At 54.9% G+C, this 11,641-nt stretch carries 11 protein-coding genes and 1 pseudogene; 4 read left to right on the top strand and 8 right to left on the bottom strand.

What is annotated here, in order from left to right; all coding sequences use genetic code 11:
* The 4 genes and pseudogenes from KH208_RS14850 to KH208_RS14865 all read left to right on the top strand — a co-directional run.
* A pseudogene (locus KH208_RS14850) lies at positions 1–327 on the top strand (D-glycero-beta-D-manno-heptose 1-phosphate adenylyltransferase); the annotation flags it as partial.
* Between the two features lie 61 nt (positions 328–388).
* The gene (locus tag KH208_RS14855; protein WP_291437594.1) at positions 389–1,363 is read left to right on the top strand and encodes a glucokinase; all 975 of its coding nucleotides are present in this window, start codon (positions 389–391) and stop codon (positions 1,361–1,363) included.
* Positions 1,364–1,517: 154 nt separating this feature from the next.
* The gene (locus KH208_RS14860; RefSeq protein ID WP_291437596.1) at positions 1,518–3,608 is read left to right on the top strand and encodes a GAF domain-containing hybrid sensor histidine kinase/response regulator; all 2,091 of its coding nucleotides are present in this window, start codon (positions 1,518–1,520) and stop codon (positions 3,606–3,608) included.
* The gene (locus KH208_RS14865; RefSeq protein ID WP_291437598.1) at positions 3,598–5,706 is read left to right on the top strand and encodes a diguanylate cyclase; all 2,109 of its coding nucleotides are present in this window, start codon (positions 3,598–3,600) and stop codon (positions 5,704–5,706) included. Before KH208_RS14860 ends, KH208_RS14865 begins: the two co-directional genes overlap by 11 nt.
* 79 nt (positions 5,707–5,785) lie before the next feature.
* Here the strand turns inward: KH208_RS14865 and KH208_RS14870 are convergent, their stop codons facing one another.
* From KH208_RS14870 to KH208_RS14905, 8 genes are all read right to left on the bottom strand, one after another.
* Positions 5,786–6,256, bottom strand: coding sequence for an acyl carrier protein (locus tag KH208_RS14870; RefSeq protein ID WP_291437600.1), 471 nt, complete (start codon positions 6,254–6,256; stop codon positions 5,786–5,788).
* Entirely contained in the window at positions 6,249–7,208 is a 960-nt protein-coding gene (locus KH208_RS14875) for a 3-oxoacyl-ACP synthase III family protein (protein WP_291437602.1), read from the bottom strand. Before KH208_RS14875 ends, KH208_RS14870 begins: the two co-directional genes overlap by 8 nt.
* Complete coding sequence (locus KH208_RS14880) at positions 7,205–7,777, bottom strand: hypothetical protein (RefSeq protein ID WP_291437604.1); 573 nt, start codon at positions 7,775–7,777, stop codon at positions 7,205–7,207. The genes KH208_RS14875 and KH208_RS14880 overlap by 4 nt, the downstream gene beginning before the upstream one ends.
* Positions 7,768–8,364 (bottom strand): GNAT family N-acetyltransferase, encoded by a 597-nt coding sequence (locus KH208_RS14885; RefSeq protein WP_291437606.1) that lies wholly within the window; start codon positions 8,362–8,364, stop codon positions 7,768–7,770. Before KH208_RS14885 ends, KH208_RS14880 begins: the two co-directional genes overlap by 10 nt.
* A 43-nt stretch (positions 8,365–8,407) precedes the next feature.
* Positions 8,408–9,064, bottom strand: coding sequence for a NeuD/PglB/VioB family sugar acetyltransferase (locus KH208_RS14890; RefSeq protein ID WP_291437608.1), 657 nt, complete (start codon positions 9,062–9,064; stop codon positions 8,408–8,410).
* Positions 9,061–10,269: an FkbM family methyltransferase gene (locus KH208_RS14895; protein WP_291437611.1), complete on the bottom strand. Its 1,209-nt coding sequence runs from the start codon at positions 10,267–10,269 to the stop codon at positions 9,061–9,063. Before KH208_RS14895 ends, KH208_RS14890 begins: the two co-directional genes overlap by 4 nt.
* Before the next feature lie 577 nt (positions 10,270–10,846).
* On the bottom strand, positions 10,847–11,173 hold the full coding sequence (locus KH208_RS14900) for a hypothetical protein (RefSeq protein ID WP_007048427.1): 327 nt from the start codon (positions 11,171–11,173) through the stop codon (positions 10,847–10,849).
* A 6-nt stretch (positions 11,174–11,179) separates the two neighbouring features.
* On the bottom strand, positions 11,180–11,641 hold a 462-nt coding region (locus KH208_RS14905; RefSeq protein WP_291437617.1), incomplete at its 5' end, for an FHA domain-containing protein.

Below are 11,641 nucleotides of genomic sequence, written 5' to 3' on the forward strand. Positions count from 1 at the left end.
CGCCTGGTGGTGGGCCTGAACAGCGACGCCTCGGTGCGCCGTCTCAAGGGCTCCGGCCGTCCCATCCAGAACGAGCAGAGCCGCGCGCTGCTTCTGGCCGCGTTGCAGGGCGTGGACGCGGTGGTTCTTTTTGACGAGGACACGCCCCTGGAGCTGATTCGCCGGGTACGGCCCGACGTGTTGGTCAAGGGCAGCGACTATACCGTGGAAACCGTGGTAGGCGCGGAGCTGGTGCGCGAATACGGCGGCCGCGTGCATCTGGCCGGGCTGGTGGACGGATGCAGCACCACCAATCTGGTGCGCCGGATGGGCACGGACAGAAGTTGAGCCTGCCAAAATCCGGCATCCTGTTCCGTCCCCTTTGACCGCATTGCAGCCGGGAGGCCCCATGCAGCGCATTCTCGCAGCCGATATCGGCGGCACCAATTGCCGTTTCGCATCCTTCAGCCTGGATCAGGGCCGTCTCTGCCAGGAGCGGGTGGTCTGGATCAGGTCCGCGGGGCTGCTGGATACGGACATGGTGCTGGTCGCCCTGGAGCGTGAGTTGGAAACGTCCCTGCGCACGGCGGACGTTCTGGTCCTGGGCCTGGCCGGGCCGGTGAGCGACGGCCTGCGCGGCGGTCTGACCAACGGCGCCCTGCGCGTGGACTTCACGGGCCTGGAACAGCGCTACGGCATTCCCCGCGCTCTGGTCATCAATGATTTTACCGCCGAAGCCTACGGCTGCCTGACGGAAATCGGGGAGCAGGCGCGTTGCATCGTCAGACCCACGGAACAGGCCGAGGTGCCCCCCACGGCCGGCCGGGGCGTGCTGGGCGCGGGCACGGGGCTGGGCACCGCCTCTCTGGTGCATGACGGGCGCGGCGGCTGGTTGCCGGTGGCCGCCGAAGGCGGGCACGCCTCCTTTCCCTTTGTGGGCGACGAGGAAAATGATTTTCATAAATTCGTCTGCCGGGAACTGGACTATCCTTTCGCGCGCGGCGACGACATTCTCACCGGCAGAGGGCTTAGCCTGCTGCACCGCTATCTCAGCGGCGAAACTCTGGAAGCCCGCGAAGTGGGCGAGCGCGCCCTCAGCCGGGATACTCCCACCCTGCGCTGGTATTCGCGCTTCTATGCCCGGGCCTGCCGCAACTGGATTCTGACTACCCTGTGCCGTGGCGGCCTGTGGATCGCGGGCGGCATTGCCAGCCGCAATCCCCTCAGCGTCACCAGCGACCATTTTTTGCGGGAACTGTACACCACCCCGCATTTCGCCTCCCTGATCCGTTCAGTGCCCATCTATCTGATTGAGAATAAAAACAGTGGGTTGTGGGGGGCTGCCCAGGCCGGTCTGGAGGTGTTGCGCCGCGAGGGGCGCTGAAGGCGCGGCTGCGGAAATGTGTTGTCCGCACGCTCCGGAGCTGACGGCATTTTGAACTTGAGGTACTGAGGTTCCGGCAAGCTCTGTCCACGCATCCTTGCCGCGCAATGCCCGCTTGCGGGCATCCGGCCTGAACCCAAGAGAGCGAGAAAACATGTCCGACACCGCAAGCGCGGCTTTTGCGCAAGCCGCCGGGTCCGAAAATTTTTCCCTGCTGCTGGCCAAAGTCTCCAGCGAGGCCCTGGTCAGCCAGAACCGGGATGCATTTTTCAACAACGCCCTGCGGGAGCTGGGGCAGTGCCTGGAGGCGAGCCGGGCCTATATTTTTGAGAAAAAGGACGGCTTCTGGCACAATACGTACGAATGGTGCGCCGAGAGCGTCGCGCCGCAATTGCCCAGGCTCCAGAAGCTTCCGTCCACCGATTTCAGTTGGTTTTCAGAACTGCTGGAGCGGCGGCGGGTGTTGCGCATTGAGGATGTGAACAGCATTCCCCATGCGCCGACCCGTAACGAGCTTACGCGTCAGGGCGTCCGCTCGCTCCTGGCCGTGCCGCTCGCCCACGATGAAGCTGCGACCGGTTTCTTCGGCGTGGATATCTGCAACCGCCATGTGAGCTGGACCGAGAGCATGGTCAACATGGCCGTGGCCATGGCCAATGTACTGTCCGGCGCGGCGATGAATTTCAGGCAGCGCGCCGGTCTGGTTCGCAAAAGCCGCCAGCTGGCCGATATTCTGGATGCCTTTGTGGAGCCCGTCTATATCTCCGACATGGATACCTACCAGGTGCTTTTCAGCAACAGAGCCCTGAACGAACATTTTCCGCTGCGGCCGGGCGGGGACGCGCGCTGCTTCGCCCGTTTCCAGGGCCTGGACGCCCCATGTCCGTTTTGCACCAACGCCTTCCTGCGCGGCCGGAACAATCCGGACAGCCCCCACCACTGGGTCCACGTCAATCCCCTGTCCAACCATACTTATACCATTGTGGACCGGCTCATCCGCTGGGAGGACGGCCGCAAGGTGCGTCTTTCCATTGCCATGGACGTCACGGACGTGCTGGAGGCCCCGCGCGAAAAAGAGCTGGCCGAGGCCGCCACCAGGGCCAAGAGCGAATTTCTGGCCCGCATGAGCCACGAGATTCGCACGCCCATGAACGGCATCCTGGGCATGACCTATCTGGCCCTGGACGACAATCCCGCGCCGCGCCAGCGCGAGTATCTGCGCAAAATCAGGCTCTCGGCCAAAAGCCTGCTGGGCATTATCAACGATATCCTGGATTTTTCCAAAATCGAGGCGGGCAAGCTCGATATTTGCGCGGAAGACTTTGCCCTGGATGAACTGGTGCAGAATCTGCGCGCCATGCTCAGCAGCCAGGTGCACGAAAAACAGCTTTCCTTTTCGGTCAATCTGGCCCCGGACGTGCCGCTCTGGCTCAGGGGCGACGCCCTGCGCATCACTGAAGTGCTGATCAATCTGCTGGGCAATGCCCTCAAGTTCACCAGCCAGGGCGGCATCAGCCTGGATGTGGATACGGATTGCAGGGACGGCGCCGCGTTTCTGCACTTCATGGTCAGGGACACGGGCATCGGGATCAGCGCCGGCGAGCTTGAGAATCTTTTCCAGCCCTTTACCCAGGCCGACAGCAGCATTTCCCGCCGCTTCGGCGGCACGGGCCTGGGCCTGGCCATCAGCAGGCAACTGGCCCGGCTGATGGGCGGGGAGTTGTGGTGCGAGAGCGAGCCGGGCAAAGGCAGTGTTTTTCATTTTCTGCTGCCCTTGGCCCGGGCCGTGCAAGCCCGGCCCGACACGGACGCCGAAAGCCGGCCCCTGGAGGCGCTGCCGCCCGGCAAGCGTGTGCTGCTGGCCGAGGACAACCTCATCAACCAGGAGATCGTGCGGGAATTGCTGCGCCGTCTGGGCGTGGACTGCGCTGTGGCCGAAAACGGCCGCCGGGCGCTGGACCTGGTCAGCCGGGAGCGTTACGATTGCGTGCTGATGGATATCCAGATGCCGGAAATGGACGGTCTGGAGGCCACCCGCCGCATCCGGGCCATGCCTGGAGCCGTGAGCCGCATTCCCGTCATCGCCATGACGGCCGGGGCCGCGCCGGAGGACGTGCGGCGCAGCCTGGCCGGAGGCCTGAATGATCATATCAGCAAACCGCTGGACCCCGGGGAACTGCGGGAAAAGCTGAACCACTGGCTTGCCGGGGGCGAGGCCCGGCAACGGAAGAATCATGACTGCTGAACTGGACATTGACTTTACATCCGGCCGGGCTCGGCCCGGCACCCCTTTCCGGATCAGCGGCGACGGGCTCAGCAGCGCCCTGGTGATCTGCCGCGCGGAGCCGGACTATCCGCTGATCTACGTCAACAGGGCCTTCCTGGCCTATGTGGGCTATGATTACGCGGAATTTTTTGAAAAAACCGGCGGCCTTTATGCCGGGATTATCCATCCCGAAGATCGGGAACTGGTGCAAAAGATCGTGGACGAGGCCGCGCGCGAGCGGCGGGAGTTCAGCGCGGAATACAGGGTTCTGAAAAAAGACGGCGGCACGGTCTGGCTGCGCGAGGTGGGCAGGGAAACCGCCTCCAGGGACGGGCAGGCCATCACCGTCAGCGTCTGTCTGGACATGACCGGGGAAGTGGCGCTGCGGGAGCAGGTCAAGCGGCGCGGCCTGGAGTTGCAGAGCCTGATGAATTCCCTGCCCTGCGGCATCTGCCGGGTGACCGCCGATGAGAAAATGTCCTTTATTTACGCCAACACCTATTTTTACTCTATTATGGGCTGCACAGCCGCCGAGGCCGTTGAACTGGGCCTGACCAGCGTGGAAAAGTACAGCTACCCGCAGGATCTGGAAATGATCCGGAGCACGGTGCGGGAAAGCATCGCGCGCGGCTGCTCGGCCTTTGAACTGGAACACCGTTTTGTCAACAGAGCCGGAAAACTGGCCTGGGTTCTGGTTCGCTGTCACCATGACCCGGCGGAACCCGGCTACCTGACCTGCGTGCTCTTCGACATTACCCTGCGCAAGCGGATGGAAGAGGAGCTGCGCCTCAGCGAGGAAAAAAGTCGTATTGCCTTTCAGCATACGGACAAGATCATGGCTGTGTACGACCCGGTCGGCCATACCCTGTTCCAGACCGGGGACGCCGCCGCTGTTCTGGGCGTGCCCACGGAAATGCCCGATGTGCCCGAAAGTTTCGTGGCCAACGGCCTTGTGGCCGAGGAAAGCATTGAAAGTCTGCTGCGCTTTTATCATTCCATGCAGCAGGGCATCCCCAGCGGCAGCACCAGCGTGAAGCTGAAGACCGGGAGCGGCTTTGAATGGTTCACGGGCAGGTACACGCTGATATTCGATGTCGAAGGTAAGCCCCAGCGTTCGATCATTTCTTATGAGAACGTCACCGAACAGCGCGAAAAAGAGTTGGCCTACCAGAAATGGATTCAGACCTTCAAGGATCAGCAGGAAAACAGCATCGGCTATTATGAATTCAATCTGACCAAGAATATTTACGAAGGCAACGAGCGCCGCAACTCCGGCGCGCTTCCGGAAGAGGTGAAGTCCTTTTCCGGTACGGTGGAGTATATTTCAAGCCATTATGTCTACGAGGGAGATCTGCCGGAGTATCTGAGCATCTTTGACCGGGAAAAGCTGCTCGGAAAATACTACAGCGGCCGGCGTGAAATACATTTCGAACACCGGCGTTTCAATGCCGACGGCCGTCTCTTCTGGGTGGTGGCCAGCATTCAGCTCGTTCCGGACCCCTTCACCAAGGACGTCAAGGCTTTTATCCTGATCAAGGACATTGATGCGCAGAAGAAAAAAGACATGGAGTTGCGCAGCCTTATTGAACTGGATGCGCTGACCGGGCTGCTGAACCGGGGCACAGTGGTCAGCCGGGTGACGGAATTGCTGCACCAGAGCCTGCCCGGAGCCGAACATGGTCTGATCATGCTGGACCTGGACAATTTCAAGCTGCTCAACGACAGCCGGGGCCATCAGTTCGGGGACGAGGTTCTCAAGGAAGTGGCGAATTCCCTGCGGGCCGTGCTGCGCCGCAACGACCTCTGCGGCAGGCTCGGCGGCGATGAATTTGTGGTCTTTCTGCCGTATATCCCCGGCGCCCCGGAACTGGAAAAGCGCCTGAAAGTGCTGCGCGGGGCGGCGGCCAAGGACTACGGCGAGGGCCTGAGCATCACCGGCAGCCTGGGACTCGCCCGTTATCCCCAGGACGGCGTAAGCTTCGACGAACTCTACAGAAAAGCGGACATGGCCCTCTATGAGGCCAAGCGGCGCGGCCGCGACCGTTTTGTCATCTATCATCCCGATCTGGAAGACTAGAGGCTATTTCCCACTCAGCCCTTCTAACTTCCGGCTGCGTCACCAATGCTGTCTTTCTCCGTACGGCGACGCGGCGACGTCAATACATTCCGGACAGCTTCGGCATAGAGTCCTTCCGCTCTGCAACTGCTCCATGACATTTTGAGTGTATCCGGCGGAGGCGGTCAGATTCCAACGCTAGGGTCCAGAAAAATTTGTACATTCTGTAGCAGTAGGACTGAATTTTTTCGCCATTCCCCTCACTTTTTTGCAGTAAGCCTCTTTGTTTGCTGTACATGATAGCTTTGGGCATCTGTACTACATCATTCATAATTGATGTAGGAGCATTATTTATGTTCTGCGACCTTGGCACAAAGATATTTAACATTATACCAGCCTTCAGGATGCTGATACCCGTCCTATTCTCCAACTCCATAAAAAAAATAAGCATGTCGAGAGAATCCAGGATATTATCTCGGCGGAGGTCCTTGTCCGGGGTTAATACGATTGTTTTTTTGGCAACACTATTTACAATTTCATTAAGTAATATCAATGCATTTTTTTCATTCATCATGCACCTCACTGAACTGGGCTAAAACGGTTGCCCATGACAATCCTCCGCCAAATCCACATAAAATAATACGCTGCCCAAGGTTGCAGCGTGGTAAAAGTTTAGCCAGCAGCAGAGGGATAGAAGAAGAAATGGTATTCGCTACATCAGCGACCTCTATGGGGCATTTGCTCATAGGTAGTTGTAGGCTACGACACAGCATTTCCACGATGAATCGGTTAGCTTGGTGAAAAAGAAAAATGTCAATGTCGATCAAAGTCAGATTGGCCTTTTGCAGGCATCGCGAGAGAGAGTCAGGCACGTTGCGCATAACAAAATTGAAAATACCTTGGCTGTTCATGGACAAATATACAGGATCAGCAGAAGAAATGGGCGTATATTCCAGATAGTCCGCTTTGGAACCGTCCGTGCCAAAATCGGCGCAAGACAGCGAGAAACCCCGGCCAGTGTCTGAAAGCCATGTTGCGCTTGCTGCATCCCCAAATAAAGGGGCGGTATTTCTGTCTTGTCGATTGATGATTTTTGAATACGGCTCACATGTCACAATAAGAGCGTTTTTGATGTTCTGGGTGTCCATGAGGGCTTGCGCTATAATCAAGGCATAGACGTAGCCGGAGCAGGCCAGGGCAACGTCAAAGCAAGCGCACGTGACCGGCAGACCCAACTGATGTTGAAGCAAAGCGGAAGCGTGCGGAATGATCTGTGTTTTGATCTGACCGACATAGACGCACAGGCCTACTGTCTTCGGATTCAGCTCGGGGTGTTCGTGGAAAAGATTTTGGCAGGCCTGTCGAGCCAAATTTAGTTCATTCTCTCCCGAATTCAGAATATATCGGCTGTGGATCCCCACTTTTTGGCATAAAAATATTTCATCGGATCCACACCAAGAGGCCACCGTTTTGCTGTCGAATTTTTGCGGCGGCAAAGCGAACGCTACGCTACGCAGGATCACGACGCCGTTCCTTGGCTGATAGGTGCGCGAGTGAAATAGAGATGGCTCCACTTTTCTCCGTTAACGGTTATGGTTGCCTTCGCCGCAACCGCACTGTTCTGAATCTCACTCAGTGCTATCTGATGGATAATGAACGGCTGTTTTGACAACATTTCACTTTGAATGAACATCCATTGGACATTTCCGGGGAGATGAGCGGTGTGAATTAGGCAATATTTGAACAGTGAAATGGCGAGTCTGGGAAGCGCAAAATCATTTTGGGCTGACCTGTAGAAATACATATCGTCAGCTTTTTCTATCTTGTTCCAGATAACTTTTTCTGGAAACGGTTCTCTCCATGGTTCTCCGGAAGCGGGTAGTTCGCTGACTGTCACTGTATGATTCTCCCAAGTGAGAGTGGCATGCGGATCCGGATCGTATGAGGAAATTTTAACATGGTTTGAAAATAATGGCTTACGTATTTTGAGTGTGCAGGGATATTCGATCTCGGTGACTTCAAGCAGGGCTTCCCACAATGTGGAACTCTGCAGGTAATTTCTGTTTCCAAGGAAGGGAAGGGTCAGTAACATGTCTTCTCACCGCCTTCCAAATATGTTTGAAAATCCTGTTCCAATTTGGCAAGTGTTGCGATGCGTTTCAAGGCACGTCTACGCACGTTGCGCTCGCTGGCGTAAATGAGCATATTCCCTTCGCAACGGACAAATTTGCTACCATAACTTTCACAGAATTTTATGCTCCGGCTGTTCTCGCGCCTGATTCTGCTAATCAACGTTTCGATCTTCAGATAATCCATTATAATTTCTCTACACAAAATAATATGGTAGGCCATACCTGTAGCTTGGTACTGATCGTCAAAAACAAATAGGCCACCTTCAGCCCGACGAGCCCTATAATCGATATCTGTCAGAGCAGTAAAGGCTATCGGTGTCTGATTCGCATAGGCCAGATAGGAATAAGTCCGTAGAGAATGCTCCTGCTTTTTATACCAGAAATACAGGCTGCGGTATGACACTTCATTCTCTATTGGCATGGCGTTTCTGACGTCTTCCCTGTTTCTCCCTTGAAGCAATGACGGCAGATCCTCATAGTGCAGAGCTTTTAGCACAAGGCCAAAAGCCTGAATGGTTGCCGTTTGTGTCGTATATTTTTCGCCCATGCTGTCCTGGAAAATGGATGTCTTCCGTCAATCTGGAAGCGAGTTACGAGGAAACGGTCGGATCCTGAAAATTGATTTCTCGCGCTGGATTTCCCAACACTTTCGCTCCGGCTTTGACGTTTTTGATCACAACGCTGCCGATGCAGACATATGCGCGCTCGCCGATGGCGACATGCGGGGCAATAGCCACGTTGCCACCTATGAATGCTTGGCTGCCGATAGTCACGTTGCCCATGATGTTGCAACAGGCTGAAATGGTGCTATAATCTCCCACCTTTACATCATGGCCCATGCCGCTGCCGAGAATGGTGACATAATCCCCCAAGCTCACATTGACGGACATGCTGAAGCCGCCGCCGATTATGGCCCCTTCTCCGATGCTGTTGTGCCGCCCTAGGTAGGCATAGGGATGAATGCAGGTTTCGAAGAATGCGCCGCGAGCCCTGAGCAGAGGAACCAGCTTGCGCTTGGCGTGGGGGCTGGCGATGCCAAGTGCGAGCACGTCATCGGGTTTGGGGTGGTAGTCAAGGATAGTTCCTCTGACAGGGAAGTCGCAGGCCTTACCTGCCAGCGGCGCTTCCGTGTCGTCCAGAAACCCCATGATGTTCCAGCGCTGTCCGGCGATGGCATGAATGTCGAGAATGAGATTCAGAAGCTCACGCCCGAAACCGCCAGCGCCAACGATATACAAATTTTTCATTTTATAGCTCTGCCCTCCTTGAGGTGGTGTGGCAAGCGCTCAGAAGGTACACAATAACACGTATAACTGAATTGTTCTAGGTAGGCGCGTAGAAAAAAGTGATAATCCTTGACCATATTTCTGACCATCAGAGGCAATTCCCAAAGATCAAAAGGATGATGGTACACACACAGGGCAAGCACAGGGCGGTTTTCCTTGATTATTTGCTTACCTCCTTGCAGAGCGAAAGCTTCATAGCCTTCGATATCAAATTTTATTAATGTTGGGTGGATATCGTGGAGGGCTTCGTCCAAAGTGACGCATTCAACAGGTGTTGTTCCATTGGGATTGACAACAGATCCCACATTGCCAGCGGCATCAAAATAAAGAGTGTCTTGCTCATGTCCCACGGCGTTGGGGTAGAGCTGTACTTTATTACGAACTGGCTCAGGAAGCTTTTCTACAGTACAGATTAACTGTTTAAAATTATTTGGATCGGGTTCAAACACATGATATCCTTTCAGGGCACAATCCCCTGCCACCTGAAGGTACTTCAAAAGTGTGTCTCCTGAAAAACCGCCACAATCAACGAATATCTCGTCCGGGAGAAGTGTGTAGACATCCTCGAAATATTCGTCGGAAGTAGACACAGGTATCAATGCATCTGAGCTGAGGAGATAGCGCTTTAAAACGGCACTGAAGACCGCTTGTGAAAGTGGGTCTTTAAACAAGGAAAAAGCAGCTTCGACCTTTTCACGGTTACGTCGTGAGGCAGCCAGAAATGTTTTGCGGTAGACATCGAAAGATTTTGATGTTTTGTCTCCAACGGGTAAAAACTCGCCAAGTTGTCTGGACGTAATGACGTTATTGAATCGTGCTGGTGATAACTTTGGTGCAATAGCCGCAAATTGCCTTGAGGCATTGTCTCCTGTTGAGCAAAGTACGAAGAGAGCCTTAGGTAGACATTTAACGGCCTCTTCAATTGTATTTAACTGAAGTCCGCTGAGCTCTTTCATTGTATTTTCGAGATCGTCACAAAGAAGTAGCGGAACTTGAGGAAGAGTTGCCTTGAGAAGAACAATAAAATCTCTGGCAGTGCCGTTGGCTGGGTACAGAATTATTCCGTCCTCAAGTTGCCAATGAGAACCAAATCTGCTTCTTGCGGATGGAACCGTTATTTGTTGCGCCTCATCATGCATGGAAAATATTGTCTTGATTATGTCCATTAGTTTTATTCTTCCTCAATTTTATCCAAAAGTTGGTTAACGAACGCTGACAATACGCTCTCTGTTGACATTATATGCAGTATCATTGATGGTTGGATCAAAATTCCCGTCTGTCAAGCACAATTCATCGGAATATAACAGTTCAGAAATCGTAGTATGCGCGTCTTTTTCACTGAAGCAGCAGAATATTCCATTTCCTATGGATTCTATCTGCAGCTGGCCACGTTTCTGCATAGCGTCATACACCACGGGCCTAGGGTTAAGCCGACAGTTGGCGTAGGTACTGTATAGAAAGGCTTTTCGTCCTTTTTGGAATACTTTACCCGGGATACTACCCGATACTCCCGTCCATCCAATGTGTACTGGTAGACCGGATGGTATTCATAGTTGATAATGGAGAAATCGGTGGAATCGTCGTCTGTCCAGCTGACGTCCACATCGCAGATGACGGCGTTCACTCTTCTCCGGCAGCGACGCTTTGACCGTACAGTCCGACAGAATGCCAAAATGATTCCGAAGAGAAACAAACATACTCCAAGGGCAAAGAACAAAATATCCCCCATCGCGTCCGTTGCATTCATGCTCCAAACGATTTTATCTCAGCTATGACAAAGAGTTCCTCCGATACCTGCCGCACCCGGTCGACATGCCGCAAGAGCAGCGCCTCCAGCCATTTTTCTGCATTGGCCGCTTTTAGAAATTCAATCTGTACTTCCAGGGGTTCAATGTAGAACTCACCTGCATACGCCAGCGCCCCTTCACCTTCCGACAGCGCCGGGAACTCGTGGAGTTCTTTCATTTCACCGTCTGCAGTCAGGTGGAAGACAGCCGCCAGTTCCCGGCCGGCGGCGTCCTCTCCCCACGCTTCCTGGATTCTTCCGTTTTTTAAACAATACCCTGCCATAACGGGTTACTCCTTGCTCACCACAAACCGGTTGGCGTTGTCGCACAGGTAGAAGGTGTCCCCGGTCGACAATTTTTCCGCCACATTCGCCGTCAGCTTTTTGCCGTTGCCCAGGAACGTGCCGTAGGACGATCCCAGATCGGTGATGATAAAGCAGTCTTCATTCGGGTCGTAGACTACCTGGCAGTGCCGCCCGCTGATACCCGGCGTGTTTTTATCGAATACGATGTTACAGGTTGCCGGGTCTCGGCCGATGACCACCTTGCCCTTTAACAGGTCAAAGCTCTGGCCAGAGTATTTTCCTGTCACGCCGCGCAGCACAGCCCGTTTTTCCACAGGGCCGCGGCCGCCTCTTGCAGGCGCTTTTCCAGATCCCATACCTGCGGCAGCGCCGGCAGCTACTGGGGCGCCCTGACCGTTCTTCTGGGACGTTACCAGCAGGATGATGCCGCCGGCCAGCGCCAGCAC

The organism is Desulfovibrio sp., assembly GCF_018379785.1.
Taxonomy (GTDB): domain Bacteria; phylum Desulfobacterota; class Desulfovibrionia; order Desulfovibrionales; family Desulfovibrionaceae; genus Desulfovibrio.

Excerpts from the sequence above, each read along its gene's own strand:
- KH208_RS14880 (WP_291437604.1), bottom strand. The coding sequence starts at position 7,777 with ATGTTACTGACCCTTCCCTTCCTTGGAAACAGAAATTACCTGCAGAGT.
- KH208_RS14895 (WP_291437611.1), bottom strand. The coding sequence starts at position 10,269 with ATGGACATAATCAAGACAATATTTTCCATGCATGATGAGGCGCAACAA.
- KH208_RS14890 (WP_291437608.1), bottom strand. The coding sequence starts at position 9,064 with ATGAAAAATTTGTATATCGTTGGCGCTGGCGGTTTCGGGCGTGAGCTT.
- KH208_RS14870 (WP_291437600.1), bottom strand. The coding sequence starts at position 6,256 with ATGAATGAAAAAAATGCATTGATATTACTTAATGAAATTGTAAATAGT.
- KH208_RS14885 (WP_291437606.1), bottom strand. The coding sequence starts at position 8,364 with ATGGGCGAAAAATATACGACACAAACGGCAACCATTCAGGCTTTTGGC.
- KH208_RS14855 (WP_291437594.1), top strand. The coding sequence starts at position 389 with ATGCAGCGCATTCTCGCAGCCGATATCGGCGGCACCAATTGCCGTTTC.
- KH208_RS14900 (WP_007048427.1), bottom strand. The coding sequence starts at position 11,173 with ATGGCAGGGTATTGTTTAAAAAACGGAAGAATCCAGGAAGCGTGGGGA.
- KH208_RS14860 (WP_291437596.1), top strand. The coding sequence starts at position 1,518 with ATGTCCGACACCGCAAGCGCGGCTTTTGCGCAAGCCGCCGGGTCCGAA.
- KH208_RS14865 (WP_291437598.1), top strand. The coding sequence starts at position 3,598 with ATGACTGCTGAACTGGACATTGACTTTACATCCGGCCGGGCTCGGCCC.